Source organism: Streptomyces sp. R28 (assembly GCF_041052385.1).
Classification (GTDB): Bacteria; Actinomycetota; Actinomycetes; order Streptomycetales; family Streptomycetaceae; genus Streptomyces.
Map to the genome: position 1 here is coordinate 4107092 of NZ_CP163439.1, position 17906 is coordinate 4124997.

Annotated in this window: 20 protein-coding genes, 1 tRNA gene and 1 pseudogene; 6 read left to right on the forward strand and 16 right to left on the reverse strand. The window is 68.6% G+C overall.

Translation table 11 applies throughout. The features are described from left to right. The first annotated feature begins 213 nt into the window (after positions 1-213). The gene (locus AB5J49_RS18145) at positions 214-2613 is read left to right on the forward strand and encodes a transglycosylase domain-containing protein (protein WP_369169675.1); all 2400 of its coding nucleotides are present in this window, start codon (positions 214-216) and stop codon (positions 2611-2613) included. A gap of 13 nt (positions 2614-2626) precedes the next feature. Here AB5J49_RS18145 and AB5J49_RS18150 read toward each other — a convergent pair. The 3 genes and pseudogenes from AB5J49_RS18150 to AB5J49_RS18160 all read right to left on the reverse strand — a co-directional run bounded on the left by AB5J49_RS18150 (position 2627) and on the right by AB5J49_RS18160 (position 3813). After that, a pseudogene (locus AB5J49_RS18150) lies at positions 2627-2978 on the reverse strand (multidrug efflux SMR transporter). A 93-nt stretch (positions 2979-3071) separates the two neighbouring features. Further along, positions 3072-3428, reverse strand: coding sequence for a co-chaperone GroES (locus tag AB5J49_RS18155; protein ID WP_128428777.1), 357 nt, complete (start codon positions 3426-3428; stop codon positions 3072-3074). Between the two features lie 55 nt (positions 3429-3483). After that, entirely contained in the window at positions 3484-3813 is a 330-nt protein-coding gene (locus AB5J49_RS18160; RefSeq protein WP_369169676.1) for a DUF3618 domain-containing protein, read from the reverse strand. 95 nt (positions 3814-3908) lie between these two features. Between AB5J49_RS18160 and bcp the strand changes: the two genes are divergently transcribed. Both bcp and AB5J49_RS18170 read left to right on the forward strand, forming a co-directional pair. Then, positions 3909-4376, forward strand: coding sequence for a thioredoxin-dependent thiol peroxidase (bcp, locus tag AB5J49_RS18165; RefSeq protein WP_274239270.1), 468 nt, complete (start codon positions 3909-3911; stop codon positions 4374-4376). 39 nt (positions 4377-4415) lie between these two features. Further along, a tRNA-Leu gene (locus tag AB5J49_RS18170) sits at positions 4416-4502 on the forward strand. A gap of 22 nt (positions 4503-4524) precedes the next feature. Here AB5J49_RS18170 and rdgB read toward each other — a convergent pair. The 4 genes from rdgB to AB5J49_RS18190 all read right to left on the reverse strand — a co-directional run bounded on the left by rdgB (position 4525) and on the right by AB5J49_RS18190 (position 6876). Then, positions 4525-5130 (reverse strand): RdgB/HAM1 family non-canonical purine NTP pyrophosphatase, encoded by a 606-nt coding sequence (gene rdgB, locus AB5J49_RS18175; RefSeq protein ID WP_369169677.1) that lies wholly within the window; start codon positions 5128-5130, stop codon positions 4525-4527. A 70-nt stretch (positions 5131-5200) separates the two neighbouring features. After that, positions 5201-5605, reverse strand: coding sequence for a hypothetical protein (locus AB5J49_RS18180; RefSeq protein WP_369169678.1), 405 nt, complete (start codon positions 5603-5605; stop codon positions 5201-5203). Between the two features lie 151 nt (positions 5606-5756). Next, positions 5757-6494 (reverse strand): ribonuclease PH, encoded by a 738-nt coding sequence (gene rph / locus AB5J49_RS18185; RefSeq protein WP_369175181.1) that lies wholly within the window; start codon positions 6492-6494, stop codon positions 5757-5759. A 148-nt stretch (positions 6495-6642) separates the two neighbouring features. Further along, entirely contained in the window at positions 6643-6876 is a 234-nt protein-coding gene (locus AB5J49_RS18190; protein ID WP_128428783.1) for a glucose PTS transporter subunit EIIB, read from the reverse strand. A gap of 176 nt (positions 6877-7052) precedes the next feature. Here AB5J49_RS18190 and AB5J49_RS18195 point away from each other — a divergent pair, with 176 nt between their 5' ends. Continuing rightward, complete coding sequence (locus AB5J49_RS18195) at positions 7053-8366, forward strand: PTS transporter subunit EIIC (RefSeq protein WP_369169679.1); 1314 nt, start codon at positions 7053-7055, stop codon at positions 8364-8366. Between the two features lie 185 nt (positions 8367-8551). Next, the gene (locus AB5J49_RS18200) at positions 8552-9817 is read left to right on the forward strand and encodes a PTS transporter subunit EIIC (protein ID WP_369169680.1); all 1266 of its coding nucleotides are present in this window, start codon (positions 8552-8554) and stop codon (positions 9815-9817) included. A gap of 79 nt (positions 9818-9896) precedes the next feature. On the opposite strand, the gene AB5J49_RS18205 is transcribed toward AB5J49_RS18200, so the two are convergent. Beyond that, positions 9897-11135, reverse strand: a complete 1239-nt coding sequence (locus AB5J49_RS18205) for an IS30 family transposase (RefSeq protein ID WP_369169681.1) — start codon at positions 11133-11135, stop codon at positions 9897-9899. A gap of 125 nt (positions 11136-11260) precedes the next feature. Beyond that, a complete protein-coding gene (locus AB5J49_RS18210) occupies positions 11261-12013 on the reverse strand; it encodes an MBL fold metallo-hydrolase (RefSeq protein WP_369169682.1) in 753 nt (250 codons plus the stop codon). Between the two features lie 223 nt (positions 12014-12236). Here AB5J49_RS18210 and AB5J49_RS18215 point away from each other — a divergent pair, with 223 nt between their 5' ends. Further along, positions 12237-12713 (forward strand): type II toxin-antitoxin system PemK/MazF family toxin, encoded by a 477-nt coding sequence (locus AB5J49_RS18215; RefSeq protein WP_369169683.1) that lies wholly within the window; start codon positions 12237-12239, stop codon positions 12711-12713. A gap of 34 nt (positions 12714-12747) precedes the next feature. Here the strand turns inward: AB5J49_RS18215 and AB5J49_RS18220 are convergent, their stop codons facing one another. From AB5J49_RS18220 to clpS, 7 genes are all read right to left on the reverse strand, one after another. Continuing rightward, on the reverse strand, positions 12748-13698 hold the full coding sequence (locus AB5J49_RS18220; RefSeq protein WP_369169684.1) for a PLP-dependent cysteine synthase family protein: 951 nt from the start codon (positions 13696-13698) through the stop codon (positions 12748-12750). A 7-nt stretch (positions 13699-13705) separates the two neighbouring features. Continuing rightward, complete coding sequence (locus AB5J49_RS18225; protein WP_369169685.1) at positions 13706-13984, reverse strand: MoaD/ThiS family protein; 279 nt, start codon at positions 13982-13984, stop codon at positions 13706-13708. Positions 13985-14098: 114 nt separating this feature from the next. Continuing rightward, positions 14099-14194, reverse strand: coding sequence for a putative leader peptide (locus AB5J49_RS18230; protein WP_019759525.1), 96 nt, complete (start codon positions 14192-14194; stop codon positions 14099-14101). An 86-nt stretch (positions 14195-14280) separates the two neighbouring features. Beyond that, positions 14281-14703: a Mov34/MPN/PAD-1 family protein gene (locus AB5J49_RS18235; protein WP_369169686.1), complete on the reverse strand. Its 423-nt coding sequence runs from the start codon at positions 14701-14703 to the stop codon at positions 14281-14283. Positions 14704-14876: 173 nt separating this feature from the next. Next, positions 14877-16316, reverse strand: a complete 1440-nt coding sequence (locus tag AB5J49_RS18240; protein ID WP_369169687.1) for an amino acid permease — start codon at positions 16314-16316, stop codon at positions 14877-14879. A gap of 360 nt (positions 16317-16676) precedes the next feature. Beyond that, complete coding sequence (locus tag AB5J49_RS18245; RefSeq protein WP_369169688.1) at positions 16677-17285, reverse strand: DUF2017 domain-containing protein; 609 nt, start codon at positions 17283-17285, stop codon at positions 16677-16679. 248 nt (positions 17286-17533) lie between these two features. Beyond that, positions 17534-17842: an ATP-dependent Clp protease adapter ClpS gene (gene clpS, locus AB5J49_RS18250; protein WP_369169689.1), complete on the reverse strand. Its 309-nt coding sequence runs from the start codon at positions 17840-17842 to the stop codon at positions 17534-17536. Between the last annotated feature and the right edge of the window lie 64 nt (positions 17843-17906).

The following is a 17906-nucleotide window of genomic DNA, read 5'->3' on the forward strand; positions in this document are numbered from 1 at the left end:
TCCGCACGGCACCGAAGCGCAGGAGCCTAGTGCGCGCGAGACGGTGCCTGCCAGCCGTTTTCCGGGGAGCCCGGCGCGAGAGCCTGCTCACTTTCCGCGGACACGCGCCGTTTCCGGGAACGGAACACCTGGTGCGAGAGTCTTCATTGGGGGCGCAGTAGGCGTACGAGGCGTACCGGAACGTACGACGCGAAACAGGAGTCCGTGCACGACATGAGCGACGAGCAACAGCCGCCACAGCAGCCGACACGGAAGCCCGGTCGGCAAAAACGCACGGGCTGGCGACGGATCATCCCGACCTGGCGCACGGTGCTCGGCACCTTCGTCATCGGCGCACTGCTGCTCTTCGGCCTGTTCTTCCTCGGCTACTCCATGGTCAGGATCCCGCCGGCCAACGCGCTCGCCACGAAGCAGGCCAACGTCTACATGTACGCGGACGGCTCCGTGATCGCCCGTGACGGCCAGGTCAACCGGGAGAACGTGACCCTCGCGCAGATGTCCAAGGGCGCCCAGCACGCGATCCTGGCCGCCGAGGACCGCGACTTCTACACCGAGTCCGCCATCGACCCCAAGGCGATGCTGCGCGCCGCCTGGAACACGGCCACCGGCAAGGGCAAGCAGTCCGGCTCCACGATCACCCAGCAGTACGTGAAGAACTACTACCTGCGTCAGGACCAGACCGTCACCCGCAAGGTGAAGGAGTTCTTCATCGCCATCAAGCTGGACCGCGAGGTGACCAAGGACGAGATCCTCGAGGGCTACCTCAACACCAGCTTCTTCGGCCGCAACGCCTACGGCATCCAGGCCGCCGCCCAGGCCTACTACGGCATGGACGCCAAGGACCTCGACCCGGCCCGCGCCGCCTACCTGGCCGCGCTGGTCAACGCGCCCAGCGAGTACGACGTCGTCGCCCACCCGGAGAACAAGGCCGCGGCCGTGTCCCGTTGGAACTACGTCCTCGACGGCATGGTCACCAAGGGCTGGCTGTCCGAGAGCAAGCGGGCGGACATGAAGTTCCCGATGCCGAAGGAGGCCACGGGCTCCACCGGCCTGTCCGGGCAGCGCGGTTACATCGTGGGGATCGTCAAGGACTATCTGACCAAGAACAAGATCGTCAGCGAGCAGGAACTCGAGGCCGGCGGCTACCGCGTCACCACGAGCCTGCAGAAGGACAAGCAGAACGCCTTCGTCGACGCCGTCAACGACCAGCTGATGTCCAAGCTGGACAAGAAGAACAACAAGGTCGACACCTACGTCCGCGCGGGCGGCGCCTCCGTCGACCCGAAGACCGGCAAGGTCGTCGCGATGTACAACGGCATCGACTACGTGAAGCAGTACACCCCCAACGCCACCCGCCGGGACTTCCAGGTCGGCTCCACCTTCAAGCCGTTCGTGTTCACCTCGGCGGTGGAGAACGAGTCGACCACGCAGGACGGCCGCCGGATCACCCCGAACACGATCTACGACGGCACCAACAAGCGCGCCGTCCAGGGCTGGAGCGGCGGCAGCTACGACCCCGCGAACGAGGACGACGTCTCCTACGGCAACATCAACGTCCGTACGGCCACCGACAAGTCCGTCAACTCGGTGTACGCGCAGATGGCCGTCGACGTGGGTCCCGAAAAGGTGAAGGACACCGCCGTCGAGCTCGGCCTGCCGTCCGCCACCCCGGAGTTGTACCCGTCCCCCTCCATCGCGCTCGGCGTGGCCACCGCCAGCGTCCTCGACATGGCGGAGGCCTACGCGACGCTCGCCAACCACGGCAAGCACGGCACGTACACCATGATCGACAAGATCACCAAGGACGGCGCCGACGTCATCGAGATGCCGGAGCGCAAGACCTCCCAGGTCATCAGCCGGGAGGCCGCCGACACGACGACCTCCGTCCTGCAGAGCGTCGTCGACAACGGCACCGCCACCGCCGCCCAGGCCGCCGGCCGCCCGGCGGCGGGCAAGACCGGTACGGCGGAGGAGGACCAGGCCGCCTGGTTCGCCGGCTACACCCCCGAACTCGCCACCGTCGTCGCCGTCATGGGCCAGGACCCGGTCACGGCCAAGCACAAGTCGCTGTACGGCGCGATGGGCCTCGACCGCATCAACGGCGGCGGCGCGCCCACCGACATCTGGGCCCAGTTCACCAAGAAGGCCCTGAAGGGCAAGCCGGTCAGCGACTTCGACCTGGAACTCCAGCAGGGCGCCGACGTACCCCAGTACCCGACGACCGACCCGACCCGGGGCGACCAGGGCACCCGCGGCCAGGACAACGGCGGCACCACCGGCGACACCACCACCGGCGGGACGGACACCGAGGGCCAGACCGGCGGTGAGACGCCGGGCCAGACGGACGGCGGCACGACGGGCGACACGGACACCGGCGGCACGACCGACGGAGGCACGACCACCGACGGCGGCACCACCGGCGACACGGACACCGGCGGCACGACCGACGGAGGCACGACCACCGACGGCGGCACCACCGGCGACACGAACACCGGCGGGACGGACACCGGCGGCACCACGGGCGGCGACACCACGACCGGCGGTACCGACACCGGCGGCGGAGGAACGACGGGCATCACGGGCGGGCCGCAGAGTACGGCCCGCCGGGAGTGAGCGCCGGACCCGATCAGTGACCGCTGGTCGCCTTCAGCCCCACCACGGCGACCAGCAGCAGGCAGACGAAGAAGATCCGCGCGGCGGTGACCGGCTCCCCCAGCACCACCATGCCGACCACCGCCGCGCCGGCCGCCCCGATGCCCACCCACACGCCGTAGGCGGTACCGATGGGCAGGGATTTCGCGGCGTACGACAGCAGCAGCATGCTGGCGACGATGCCGGCGCCGGTGAACAGGCTGGGGACTAGCCGGGTGAATCCGTCGGTGTACGGGGGTCTGGGGGTGTCCCCCAGATAAGCACAGCATGCCGATTGACCAGCCGACCTCGAGCAGACCGGCGACGAGAAGCAGAACCCAGGCCATGACGGGCACCTAAGAAAAGGGGCTGGTGACGATGGTCACCAGCCCCTCGAACCACTGAATTACAGGTACCGCCGCAAGGCAGGTGCCGCTGCCTTACAGGTAGAGCCCCGTCGAGTCCTCCGACCCCTCGAACCGGTCGGCGGCCACGGCGTGCAGATCACGCTCACGCATGAGCACGTACGCGACCCCGCGCACCTCGACCTCGGCACGGTCCTCCGGGTCGTACAGGACCCGGTCGCCGGTCTCCACGGTCCGTACGTTCTGCCCCACCGCGACGACCTCGGCCCAGGCCAGCCGACGGCCGACGGCCGCCGTGGCCGGGATCAGAATGCCGCCACCGGAACGCCGCTCGCCCTCGCTGGTGTCCTGCCGCACGAGTACACGGTCGTGCAGCATCCGGATGGGCAGCTTGTCGTGGTGGGTGCTGTGCTCGTTTCTGTTGGCGCTCACGCCTTTGAACCTACCTGCCTTTGCCGTGTCCGTACGCCGGTGGGTGCGCCGCCGTTCAGTCCCTGCGGCGCCGGGTGCCGAGGGCCAACAGGCCCACGAGACCCACGGCGACGAGCGCGACGGGCACGATCCGCTCCAGGCGGGGCGCGCCCTCCTCGTCGGTGAACTTGGCCTTCACATCGCTCACGGCCCGGTTGACCCCGACGTAGGCCCGTCCGAGCGTGTGGTCGATGTTCGAGACGACCTTGGCCTTGGCGTCGCCGACGATCGTCTTCGGGTGCACACGCACCCCGATCTCGTCGAGCGTCTCGGCCAGCGCTGCGCGGCGGGATTTGATGTCCGCCTCGATCTGCGCCGGTGTTCTGGTGTCCGACGTGTCCGCCACCGTACGGCCTCCGAAGTGATGCTGATGCTGTTTCCGGACAGTCTGTCAGCTCCACGCCGGACCGCACTGTCAGGCTCCCCGGTTACGCTGGTCCGATGAGCGAGCGACTCCAGCCGGGGGACGTGGCCCCCGCCTTCACCCTGCCCGATGCCGACGGCAACGAGGTGTCCCTGTCGGACCACAAGGGCCGCAAGGTCATCGTCTACTTCTACCCGGCCGCCCTGACGCCCGGCTGCACCAAGCAGGCCTGCGACTTCACGGACAACCTGGAGCTGCTGGCCGGCGCCGGGTACGACGTGATCGGCGTCTCCCCCGACAAGCCGGAGAAGCTCGCCAAGTTCCGCGACCAGGAGTCCCTGAAGGTCACGCTGGTGGCCGACCCGGAGAAGTCCGTCACCGAGGCCTACGGGGCCTACGGCGAGAAGAAGAACTACGGCAAGACCTACATGGGCGTCATCCGGTCCACGGTGATCGTGGACGAGGAGGGCAAGGTCGAGCGGGCGCTGTACAACGTGCGGGCGACCGGCCACGTGGCGAAGATCATCAAGGATCTGGGCATCTGACCGCCCGGCCCGGCCAGTAGCATGGCCGGGCAAGGTCACGCGGCCGTGGTGGAATTGGCAGTCACGCTGGGTTTAGGTCCCAGTGGGGTAACACCCGTGAGGGTTCGAGTCCCTCCGGCCGCACCACTTCCTGCGCACTGCTCACTCCCTATGGCGCGAGCAGTTCACGCACGACGGGCACGAGTGCCCTGAACGCCTTGCCCCGGTGGCTGATGGCGTTCTTCTCCTCGGAGCTCAGCTCGGCACAGGTCCGGCTCTCGCCCTCCGGCTGCAGGATGGGGTCGTATCCGAACCCGTTCGTGCCCACCGGCGAGTGCCGCAGGGTGCCCCGCAACTGCCCCTCGACCACCCGCTCCGTGCCGTCCGGCAGGGCGAGCGCGGCCGCGCAGGCGAAGTGGGCACCGCGGTGGACGTCGTCGATGTCGCCCAGCTGGGCCAGCAGCAGTTCCAGGTTGGCCCTGTCGTCTCCGTGCCGGCCGGCCCAGCGGGCGGAGAAGATGCCGGGGGCGCCGTTCAACACGTCGACGCAGAGCCCCGAGTCGTCGGCGACGGCGGGCAGTCCCGTCGCCTGGGCGAGGGCGTGGGCCTTCAACAGCGCGTTCTCGGCGAAGGTGACGCCGGTTTCCTTGACGTCGGGGATGTCCGGGTAGGCATCCGCGCCGACGAGGTCATGAGGCAGCCCTGCGTCGGCGAGGATCGCCCTGAGCTCGGTGATCTTTCCGGCGTTACGGGTGGCGAGGATCAAGCGGGTCATGGGGTCCAGTATCCCGGCCTCGCCAACCCTTTTTTCCGTCCGGTGGGTCACGGCTCTCCCGTCCCGGGCGTTACGGCGTGCAGACCTTCGTCAGTTCGCCGGCCGCCTCGGTGACCGGGCTGATGTCGGGGGTCTCGTCGCCGTTCTTGACCGCGTCACGCACGTTGGTGACGGCCTGCTGGAGGTCGTCCACCGCCTTGTTGACGTCGGTGTTGTCCGTCTTGTCGCCGATCTTGTCGAGGTTCTTGTCGATGGAGGTCAGCGACTCCTCGAGCTGCGTCGGGTCGTTCGCAGCGCTCTCCACGGCCTGCTGGAGTTCCGTGACGCTGTCGGCGATGGCGTCGGCGGTCTGGACGCAGTCCATCGCCTTGCTTACGGCGTCACAGCCGGTGGTGAGCCCGGCCGTCAGTCCGACAGCCGCGATGGCTGCGGCGGCTATGGCGATACGGCTCCGGCGGCGTCGGCTCGTGGCCATGGTTGACGATCCCTCCCTGCTCTCAGGCCTCGCAGGGCCCCCGGTTGGTCACTGGCCGGGCGTACAGCGGTGTGCCGTACGCCCGTACCTCTAGTGACGCCAGGAAGTGCTGCGCGGTTGCCCGGAGCTGCGGCTCTTCTTGGTGTGTCCTTTACTTTTCGAGGACGGTATCAAGTGCCTTGCGCTGCAGTTCCGCCAGCTCCCCGCAACCGGAAACGGCAAGGTCCAGCAGGGAGTTGAGCTCCTCGCGGGCGAAGGGCTCGGCCTCGGCGGTGCCCTGAACCTCGACGAAGCGGCCGTCGCCGGTGCAGACGACGTTCATGTCGGTGTCGGCCTTCACGTCCTCCTCGTAGCAGAGGTCGAGGAGCGGTACGCCGCCGACGATGCCGACCGAGACGGCGCTGACCGTGCCGGTGAGCGGCTTGCGGCCGGCCTTGATCAGCTTCTTGCCCTGGGCCCAGACGACGGCGTCGGCGAGCGCGACGTAGGCGCCGGTGATGGCTGCCGTACGCGTGCCGCCGTCGGCCTGGAGGACGTCGCAGTCGAGGACGATCATGTTCTCGCCGAGCGCCTTGTAGTCGATGACCGCGCGCAGGGAACGGCCGATGAGGCGGCTGATCTCGTGCGTACGGCCGCCGATCTTGCCCCGGACGGATTCACGGTCGCCGCGGGTGTTGGTGGCGCGCGGCAGCATGGCGTACTCCGCGGTGACCCAGCCCTCACCACTGCCCTTGCGCCAGCGCGGGACGCCTTCGGTGAAGGAGGCGGTGCACAGGACCTTCGTGTCGCCGAAGGAGACGAGGACGGAGCCCTCTGCGTGCTTGCTCCAGGCGCGTTCGATGGTGACCGGGCGGAGCTGTTCGGGGGTGCGGCCGTCGATTCGAGGAATTGAGGAGGTAGCTGCCATGGCGTGAGCCTAGCCGCACATACGGAAGGGGCCCCTCCCGCGGTGGGAAGGGGCCCTCAGGGGTGAAGCCGGTGCAGCTGGTGAAGCCGGGAGTCCGTCAGGGGGTGAAGCCCGGGACGATGCCCGCGCTTCACATCATGTCTTCGATCTCCGCCGCGATCGGGTCGGCGTCGGTGCCGATGACGACCTGGATGGCGGTGCCCATCTTCACGACGCCGTGGGCGCCGGCGGCCTTCAGGGCGGTCTCGTCGACCAGCGCGGGGTCGCTGACCTCGGTGCGGAGTCGGGTGATGCAGCCCTCGATCTCCTCGATGTTGTCGATTCCGCCGAGCCCGGCGACGATCTTCTCAGCCTTGCTGGCCATGTTCCTTCTCCCTGATCCGAACCGCTTTGTCGCAGTAACCCACAGTTGGCCCATCTTCGCGAGCGGTCATGTCGTACGTGCCCAAGGATGGCGGTCACGACAACGGAACCGTCCGTCGACTGGTCTACACCACCCTGGGGACGGCCGACAAACCGCGCACCGGCAGAGGGGTCCCGATGAGCGCCGACAGCAGTGCGAGCAGGGGCGGAAAGAGCACTGTCAGCCCTGCGCGCGCCCGCTGGAACACCGCGTTCCAGGGCCTGCAGAAGATGGGTCGCAGCCTCCAGCTCCCGATCGCCGTCCTGCCGGCAGCCGGCATCCTCAACCGCCTCGGCCAGCCGGATGTGTTCGGCGACGAGGGGCTGGGCTGGGACAACGTCTCCAAGGTGATGGACGGCGCGGGCGGCGCGCTGCTCGACGGCTCGCTCGGACTGCCGTTGCTGTTCTGCGTCGGCGTGGCCATCGGCATGGCGAAGAAGGCGGACGGCTCGACGGCGCTCGCGGCGGTGGCGGGGTTCCTCGTCTACTACAACGTGCTGCGCGAGTTCCCGGAGGACTGCCCCGGCGGGACGAAGGAGATCCCCGACATCGGCTGCGCCGCGGCCGAGGGGGCGGTGAGCGCGTACACGTACCAGAATCCTGGCGTCTTCGGCGGCATCGTCATCGGCCTGCTCACGGCCTTCTTCTGGCAGCGCTACCACCGGACGAAGCTGGTGGACTGGCTCGGCTTCTTCAACGGGCGGCGTCTGGTCCCGATCATCATGGCGTTCGTGGCGACCGTGTTCGCGGTGCTGTGCCTGTGGGTCTGGCCGCCGATCGGTGACGCGCTGGAGAGCTTCAGCGACTGGATGAGCGACCTCGGCTCCTGGGGCGCGGGCGTGTTCGGCATCGCCAACCGGGCCCTGCTGGTCGTGGGCCTGCACCAGTTCCTCAACGTGCCCATCTGGTTCCAGTTCGGCAGCTACACCACGCCCGACGGCGAAGTGGTGCACGGCGACATCAGCATGTTCCTCGCGGGCGACCCGAACGCCGGCCAGTTCACCTCGGGCTTCTTCCCGATCATGATGTTCGCCCTGCCCGCGGCGGCCCTCGCCATCACCCACTGCGCCAAGCCGAGCCGCCGCAAGGAGGTGGGCGGCCTGATGCTGTCGGTGGCCCTGACGTCGTTCGTCACCGGCATCACGGAACCGATCGAGTACTCGTTCCTCTTCATCGCCCCGCTCCTGTACGCGGTGCACGCGCTGCTGACGGGTGCGTCGATGGCGGTGACCTGGGGACTGGGCGTGCACGACGGCTTCAGCTTCTCCGCCGGGCTGATCGACTACATCATCAACTGGAACCTGGCGACGAGACCCTGGGCGATCATTCCGATCGGGCTGTGCTTCGCGGCCGTCTATTACGGCGTTTTCCGGTTCGCCATCACGAAGTTCGACCTGAAGACCCCGGGGCGGGAGCCGGAGGACGAGGTCGAGGACGTGACCAAGGTCTGACGTGATCAGGCGGGGGTGGAGCGGGTCCGGGGACGCCGGAAAGTAGCGGATCAGTCGCGGGAATCGTGGGTTCCTTATCCGGCCTTGACCGTGCTACAACAGGTCTACACCACTAAGTGGTTTAGACCAGACGCCGCCGTCCCCTCCTTTCTCTTCGGGCGGCGCCATGCCCCCTGGAGGAAGTTGTGACCACGGCCAGCGCCGCTCCCGCGGCCGACAAGAAAAAGGGCGCCGGTGCGATGGCTGTTCTGCAGCGTATCGGCCGCAGCCTGATGCTGCCGGTGGCGGTCCTGCCCGCCGCCGCGCTCCTGGTCCGCCTCGGCAACACCGACATGCTGGGGCGCGAGTCGTTCCCCGGGTTCGTCACGAAGATCGCGGGCTTCATGGCGGCCGGCGGCAACGCGATCCTCGACAACATGGCGCTGCTGTTCGCCGTGGGCATCGCGATCGGCTTCGCCAAGAAGTCGGACGGCTCGACGGCCCTGGCGGCCGTGGTCGGCTACCTGGTCTTCAAGAACGTGCTCGCCACGTTCACCGACAAGAACCTGCCGCAGGTGGCGAAGGCCGTCGACGGCAAGGTCGTGATGGTCGACGCACCGGTGGACGCCAAGGTCCTCGGCGGCGTGGTGATGGGCATCGTCGTCGCCCTCCTCTACCAGCGCTTCTACCGCACCAAGCTGCCGGACTGGGCGGGCTTCTTCGGCGGCCGCCGCATGGTCCCGATCCTCTCGGCCTTCGCCGGCCTGGTCATCGGCATAGTGTTCGGCTACATCTGGCCGGTCCTCGGCACGGGTCTGCACAGCTTCGGCGAGTGGCTGGTCGGCTCCGGAGCCGTCGGTGCCGGCATCTTCGGTGTCGCCAACCGTGCGCTGATCCCGATCGGCATGCACCACCTGCTCAACTCCTTCCCCTGGTTCCAGGCCGGCGAGTACCAGGGCAAGAGCGGCGACATCGCCCGGTTCCTGGCGGGCGACCCGAGCGCCGGCCAGTTCATGACCGGCTTCTTCCCGATCATGATGTTCGCGCTGCCGGCCGCGTGCCTGGCGATCGTGCACTGCGCCCGGCCCGAGCGCCGCAAGGTCGTCGGCGGCATGATGTTCTCCCTCGCGCTGACCTCGTTCGTCACGGGCGTGACCGAGCCGATCGAGTTCACCTTCATGTTCATCGCCCCGGTGCTGTACGCGATCCACGCGGTGCTGACCGGTGTGTCGATGGCCTTGACCTGGTCGCTCGGCATGAAGGACGGCTTCGGCTTCTCGGCCGGCGCGGTCGACTTCGGTCTGAACCTGGGCATCGCGACCAACCCGTGGGGCCTGGCCCTGGTGGGCCTGTGCTTCGCCGCGGTCTACTACGTGGTCTTCAGGTTCGCGATCACCAAGTTCAACCTGCCGACCCCGGGCCGCGAGTCCGACGAGGAGCTCGCCGAACTCCAGAAGGCGGAGGCGAAGTAGGCCGCACGGCCCAGCGACGAACGGCGCAGAGGCCCCGGAACCGAAAGGCGGATTCCAGGGGTCGTTGCAACACAAGTGATCAGCTGGTTGCGGCCAGGAGCTTAGCGAGGCGCTCGGCTGGGGTTTCCCAGCCGATCGTTTTGCGTGGGCGGCTGTTCAGCTCGGCTGCCACGGCATCGAGGCGCTCGCGGCTGTGGAGCGACAGGTCGGTGGCCTTGGGAAAGTACTGCCGCAGCAGGCCGTTGGTGTTCTCGTTCGATCCGCGCTGCCAGGGGCTGGCCGGGTCGCAAAAGTAGACCGGAATGCTGGTGGCGAGGGTGAAGGAGCCGTGGGCGGCCATCTCGGAGCCTTGATCCCAGGTCAGCGAACGCGCCAGGTGGGCGGGCACCGTCTGGACGGTGGCGACCAGGGCGTCGCGGACTTGTTCGGCTGTGCGGCCGTCGGGCAGGTGCAGCAGCATCACGTAGCGGGTGGCGCGTTCGACGAGGGTGCCGATCGCGGAACTGCCGTCCCTGCCGATGATCAGGTCGCCCTCCCAGTGGCCGGGCACGGCCCGGTCTTCGGCCTCGGCCGGGCGCTCGCTGATCATCACCATCGGGGTGGTGAAGCGCGGGATGCGCTGCTGGGCCTGGCGGCGGGGTTTGCGCCGGACGCGTCCGGTGCGCAGCGCCCGGGCGAGTTCACGGCGCAGTTCACCCCGGCCCTGGACGTAGAGGGCCTGGTAGACGGTCTCGTGCGCCACGCGCATCTCCGGCCGGTCGGGAAAGGCGGTCCGCAGAGCCTGGCAGATCTGCTCGGGGCTCCACCGTAGGTCGAGGTGACGCTGGATGAAGTCCCGCAGCCGTGGGTTCTGGCCGATCTTCCCCTGCTTGGGACGGGGCCGGCGGGCGTCGGAGCGGGCCTGGGCGGCATACGGCCGGTAGGCCCAGCGGGAGGCGGCCTGGCGCAGCGGCATGCCGTTGCGGCGTATCTCGCGGCTGATGGTGGAGGGGCTGCGGCCCAGCTCGGCCGCGATCTGCCGGACGGACGCCTTCTCGCGCAGCCGGTCGGCGATATGGATGCGGTCCGCTTGCCGCAGATACCTCGACGGGCCCTCAGACGCCCTCACGGCACGGACCGGCGGTGCCGCCCTGTCCTTGCCCGAGGCCGCCCGGCCGTTACGCCATCGCTTGCCCGTCCGGTAGTTGATTCCGACGCGTTTGCAGGCTTCGGCGCCGCTCAGGCCCTGATCCATGAGCCGGAAGTATTCCTCCCGCTCACGGACCAGGGTCCCACGGCCCTGAGCCTGGCCCCGGTTCTCCCTGATCTTGAAGCCCATCGCACCCCTTGAACTGGGGTGTTGCAACGACTCCTAGAACCCAAGAAAAGGTTCCGGGGCCTTCGTGCGCATACGGCTTTCGTGCACATACGGCCTGCCCCCGTACGGGCCCGGTTCTCGACCGGCTAGATCTCGTACGCCCGCCGCGGCGCCGCCAGTTCCACCGGACCGTCGTAGACCGCGCGCGCGTCGGCGAGGTTGGCCTCGGGGTCGGTCCACGGCGGGATGTGGGTGAGGACCAGACGGCGGGCGTTCGCGCGGGCCGCTGTCTGGCCCGCCTCGCGGCCGTTGAGATGCAGGTCCGGGATGTCTTCCTTGCCGTGCGTGAAAGCGGCCTCGCACAGGAACAGGTCGGCGTCGCGGGCGAGTTCGTCCAGGGCCGTGCTGATGCCCGTGTCCCCGGAGTACGTCAGGGTCTTTCCGCCGTGCTCGATCCGGATGCCGTACGCCTCGACGGGGTGGGCCACGCGTTCCGTGTGCACCGTGAACGGGCCGATGTCGAAGGTGGACGGCTTGACCGTGTGGAAGTCGAAGACCTCGCTCATGGACGAGGCGGTGGGGGTGTCGGCGTAGGCGGTGGTCAGGCGCTGTTCCGTGCCCTCCGGTCCGTAGACCGGGATCGGGTCGCAGCGGCCGCCGTCGTGCCGGTAGTAGCGCGCGACGAAGTACGCGCACATGTCGATGCAGTGGTCGGCGTGCAGATGGCTGAGGAAGATCGCGTCGAGGTCGTAGAGACCGCAGTGGCGCTGCAGCTCGCCAAGGGCGCCGTTGCCCATGTCGAGGAGCAGCCGGAAGCCGTCGGCCTCGACGAGGTAGCTCGAGCAGGCCGATTCCGCGGACGGGAACGACCCCGAGCAGCCGACGACGGTGAGCTTCATGAAACAGAAACCTCCGCTGGCGGAAAAAGAGAAGATCGAGGGATGGGTGCGTCGGGGGTCGTGCGGTTTGTCGAGCGTAAGGCGCAAAACCTCCGGTCGCTCCTCCGCCAAGGGCTGTTGTGGGCGAACTCACCTGTGGTGTCACGCGTTCGGCTGGACGCGGGGCGCATGAGGCGGGAGAGAGGGCGCGCGGGGCCGTGCGCACGCCGGTACCGTCGTCCTCATGGACACGTCCTGGTGGCTGGCGCTCGCGGCCGTGGTGTTGCTCGCACTGATCGCCACGCTCGTGGACGGGTGGGGGCGCAGGCGGCGTCCCCGGGGACGGCGGACGCGTCCGCCGGGGCGGGCGAAACGGCGCACCGCGGCTCGTCAGGACGGGCGTGGTCCCGCTCGTCCGGAGCCCGCGGAGATCTGGTGGGCAAACGTGCCCTACGAGGACGGGCCGGGAGCGAAGGACCGGCCGTGTCTGGTGCTCGCGGTGCGCGGGCAGCGGGTCACCGTCGCGAAGATCACCAGCAAGTACCGCGACGAGCGGGGCGGAGTGATTCCGCTGCCGCCGGGCTCGGTCGGGGACACCCGTGGGCGGGCGAGCTTCCTGGAGACGGGCGAGCTGCGGGACGTACCGGTGAGGGACTTCCGGCGGCGGGTGGGGGTGATGGACCCGGTCGTGTGGGACCAGGTCCGTCACCTCGCTACGTGAGCGCTCCGCCGGGAGAGCCGGTGCAGGGCGTTGCTCACGCCCAGAGTTGTCCCTGCAGGGTCTCGATGGCGGCCTCCGTCGTGGCGGCCGTGTAGACGCCGGTCGAGAGGTACTTCCAGCCGCCGTCGGCCACGACGAACACGATGTCCGCGCTCTCGCCCGCCTTCAGCGCCTTGTTTCCGACACCGATCGCGGCGTGCAGCGCGGCGCCGGTGGAGATGCCCGCGAAGATGCCCTCCTGCTGCAGGAGTTCGCGGGTGCGGGTGACCGCGTCGGCCGAGCCGACCGAGAAGCGGGTGGTCAGGACGGAGGCGTCGTACAGCTCGGGTACGAAGCCCTCGTCGAGGTTGCGCAGGCCGTAGACGAGATCGTCGTAGCGCGGTTCCGCCGCGACGATCTTCACGTCCGGCTTGTGCTCGCGCAGGTAGCGGCCGACGCCCATCAGCGTGCCCGTGGTGCCGAGGCCGGCCACGAAGTGGGTGACGGAGGGGAGGTCGGTGAGGATCTCCGGGCCGGTCGTGGCGTAGTGCGCGCCCGCGTTGTCCGGGTTGCCGTACTGGTAGAGCATCACCCAGTCGGGGTGCTCGGCCGCCAGCCCCTTGGCGACCCGTACGGCGGTGTTGGAGCCGCCCGCGGCGGGGCTGGGGATGATCTCCGCGCCCCACATGGCGAGCAGGTCACGGCGCTCCTGCGAGGTGTTCTCGGGCATCACGCAGACGATGCGGTAGCCCTTGAGCTTCGCCGCCATCGCCAGCGAGATCCCGGTGTTGCCGCTGGTCGGCTCCAGGATGGTGCAGCCCGGGGTGAGGCGGCCGTCCTTCTCCGCCTGCTCGATCATGTGCAGGGCCGGACGGTCCTTGACCGAGCCGGTGGGGTTGCGGTCCTCCAGCTTGGCCCAGATGCGGACGTCGGCGGACGGCGACAACCGCGGCAGGCGCACCAGAGGGGTGTTGCCCACCGCGGCGAGCGGGGAGTCGTAGCGCATACCGGTCTCAGGCCATGCCGCCGGCGACGGCCGGCAGGATCGTCACGGTGTCGCCGTCGGAAAGCTTGGAGTTGATGCCGTCGACGAAACGGACGTCCTCGTCGTTCAGGTAGACGTTGACGAAGCGGCGCAGCTGGCCCTCGTCCACGATGCGGGCCTGGATGCCCGCGTGCCGGGTCTCGAGGTCGGTGAACAGGTCGGCGAGGGTGTCACCGCTGCCCTCCACCGCCTTCTGACCGTCGGTGTACTGGCGGAGGATGGTCGGGATGCGGACCTCGATGGCCATGGCTCAGGGCTCCTGTCGGGAGTAGTCAGTCGGGGGCGCGCGGCAGCGCAGGTACAGCAGGTGGTGCGTGTGGGCGGCGCCGCGGCTCACGGCCGTACGGCGGCAGGGGCAGCGTCAACAGATGGCGCTGGCGAGCCTGCACAGGTCGACGTGCAGCCGCGCCACGAGCAGCATGCCCGGCGTCTTCTCGCTCACGTCATGGGAAACCATGGGCTCATCGTATCGATTCCCGGTCGGGCAACCGGAGTGTGATCTCGCATGATGGACGGATTCTGGCCGAATAGCGGGACGTGGGCTCAGTAGGCCCCTACGACCTCGACCTCCTCCTCCGTCACCTCACCGTCCACGATCCGGAACGAGCGGAACTGGAACTCGCCGAGACCGTCGGTGTCGGCCGTGGAGACCAGGACGTAGTGCGCGCCGGGCTCGTTCGCGTAGGAGATGTCGGTGCGCGAAGGGTAGGCCTGGGTCGCCGTGTGGGAGTGGTAGATGACCACCGGCTCCTCGTCGCGGTCGTCCATCTCGCGGTAGAGCTTGAACAGATCGCCCGAGTCGAACTCGTAGAAGGTGGGCGACATGGCCGCGTTCAGCATCGGGATGAAACGCTCCGGGCGGTCCGAGCCCGCCGGCCCCGCCACGACGCCGCACGCCTCGTCGGGGTGGTCCTTGCGGGCGTGGGCGACAATCTGGTCGACGAGGGCCTGGGTGATGGTCAGCATGCTCGTCAGGATAAGCAGAAGGGCCGCCCCGTACCGAAGAGTGGTACGGGACGGCCCACATGCCGGACGTCCTGAGCGGCAGCCGCCGGGGGGCGCCACGAGTGCTCCCTGCGGCTGGACGTCCTCGGCCGTGAATACGGCGGACTCGGCAGGCCTTCTCGAACAGGGCCGGCTCAGCCGACCTTCTCGAACTCCGGTTCCTCGCCACCGCGCGTGGTGATCTGCGGGTTGCGGCCCTTGAGGACCGCCCAGCCGATGCCCAGGGCGACGGCCCAGCCCGCCATCACGTACAGGCAGACGCGGGAGTCGGCGTCGTACGCGATCAGACCGGTCACGAAGAGCAGGAACACGATGGCGATCCAGCTGCACACCGAGCCGCCCGGCGCCGGGAAGGACGAGGCGGGCAGTCGGCCCGCGACGACCGCGCGGCGGTAGACGACGTGGCTGATCAGGATCATCAGCCAGGTCCAGATGCCGGCCGCGGTGGCGATGGAGGTGACGTAGCCGAACGCCTTCTCGGGGACGATGTAGTTCAGGACCACGCCGATGCCCATGAAGAGCACGGAGACGAAGATGCCGAAGGCGGGGGTCTTGGTCGACGACAGCTTGCTGAAGACCTTGGGGGCCTCACCGCTGTCGGCCAGGTTGCGCAGCATGCGGCCCGTGGAGTACATGCCGGAGTTGCAGGACGACAGGGCGGCCGTCAGCACGACGAAGTTGACGATGCCGGCGGCGGCCGGGATCCCGATCATCGCGAAGGCCTTCACGAAGGGGCTGACGCCCTCCGCGAACTCGGTCCACTTCACCACGCACAGGATGACGGTGAGGGCGCCGACGTAGAACAGCGCGATACGCCAGGGCAGGGTGTTGATCGCCTTGGGGAGGGTCTTCTCCGGGTTCTCCGACTCGCCGGCCGTGACGCCGACCAGCTCGACCGCGAGGTAGGCGAACATGACGCCCTGCAGGGTCATCAGGGACGAGCCGATGCCCTTGGGGAAGAAGCCGTCGAAGGCCCAGAGGTTGGAGACCGCGGCGGTGTCGCCGGCGGAGCTGAAGCCGAACGTGAGCACGCCCAGGCCGATCACGATCATGCCGATCAGGGCGGTGACCTTGACCATCGAGAACCAGAACTCGAGCTCGCCGAAGACCTTCACGGAGATCAGGTTGACCCCGAAGAGGATCACCAGGAAGACCAGGGCCGTGACCCACTGCGGGACGTGCGGGAACCAGTAGTGGACGTAGATCGCGGCGGCGGTGAGTTCCGCCATGCCGGTGACGACCCACATCAGCCAGTACGTCCAGCCGGTGAAGTAGCCGAAGAACGGGCCGAGGAACTCACGGGAGTACTCGGCGAAGGAACCCGAGACAGGGCGGTAGAGCAGGAGCTCGCCGAGCGCCCGCATGATGAAGAAGACGATGGCGCCCGCGAGGGCGTACATCAGGATGAGGCTGGGACCGGCCTTGGCGATGTTCGCGCCGGCACCCAGGAACAGGCCGACGCCGATGGCGCCGCCGATGGCGATCATCTGGACCTGACGGCTGCCGAGCCCGCGCTCGTACCCCTCCTCGGGGGCGCCCGTGGCCTCTGCGTCAGTGACCTTCGAAGAGGTCATGTGTAGTGCGCCTTTCTCCATGCCGACCCGGGCCTTCGTCGGCCTCGGATCGGGTCTCGATCCCCCCGGACTGCTGGAGCTGTGCCCGGCCGACGATCCGTCGACCACGTGGCGCACCCAGCCGAACATTCGGGTGGTGCTCGGCGGGCGTCGTGAAGATCTATCACGGCCGTCACAGTGATCGGCTACGAAGCTTGTGGCGCATCACACAAGAAGAACCGGACAAAATCATCGCCGCCCCCCATACGGGGTGGCGGCGTTGACGCGATCGTTATTCGGATTTGAGCGTCCTCTGAGCGAACACGGAACCATCACATATCGCCACAGGAACGTTGCAATCTGCGCCATGCGCGTCTCGCTCTACGGCATGAGCGTGGCGACCAGCGTCTCCTGGAGCCCGCCCAGCCACAGGTACGCCATCACCATCGGCTTGCGCGGGTCCTCGTCCGGGAGCCGGTAGAGCAGGTCGGTGTCGTCCTCGTCGGTGATCTCCAGGCGGGAGCCGATGGCCAGGCGCAGGTCGTTGAGGGCACCGAGCCACTGCTGGGACTCCTCGGGGGAGAGCTTGAGCACCGCGCCGCCCTCACCGGCGGAAGCGGCGCTGAGCGCGTCCAGGGAGCGGACCACCGCTAGCGCGTTGTCGCGCTTGCCGGCGCGCAGGTCGTTCTCGGTGTAGCGCCGGAACTCCGAGGAGTGCGCCCGCTGCTCCTCGGCCACCTTGGGGCCGGGGTTCGCCTCCGGGTCGCTGTACGCGTCCGGGAAGAGGCGCTTGAGGACCGGGTCGGCGGGCGGTTCGCTCGGGCCCTCGGCGAAGAGCTCGGCGAGCGGGTCGTCGGGGGCTTCCTCGGCGGGGCCGGGGCCGATGAGTTCCAGCAGCTGGACGGCGAGCGACCGGATGATGGAGATCTCGACGTCGTCGAGGGCGACGGCCGCGCCGCCGCCGGGGAGCGGTTCGAAGGTTCCTGGCATTGGGGGGTGTCCTCTGGATCAGGTCGGCTGTAACGCCGAGTGCATCATGGCCGACCCGAGCGGGGTCTGGTGCGTGCAGCTGCAAGGCGGAGGAGGGAGTCGACGCGGAGCGTCGGCGACTGACGACAACGCGGCTGGGGGTCCCCCCTCTGGGGGAGTGCGTGCCAGGCCCCGCGACGCCGAGCTGATCCAGAGGACACCCCCCAAGGCGATTCGCTACTTCCGGTCCTGCGGGCGGGGGCGAGCGGTCATTTGCGGTCGTGCTGGAGGGTGGCCCACAGACCGTAGCCGTGCATGGCCTGCACGTCGCGCTCCATCTCCTCGCGCGTACCGCTGGAGACGACCGCCCGGCCCTTGTGGTGGACGTCGAGCATGAGCTTGGTGGCCTTGTCCTTGGTGTAGCCGAAGTACGACTGGAAGACGTAGGTCACATAGCTCATGAGATTGACCGGGTCGTTGTGGACGATCGTGACCCAGGGGACGTCCGGCTCGGGGACGGCGAAGACCTCCTCCGCCGACTCGGTTCGTTCGATCTCTAGGGGAGCGGGTGACGTCACAGACCCATGCTGCCACCCGAGGGGGGTGGTCGCACAAACGGGCTGCGCAAGCGCGCCTGTTGTG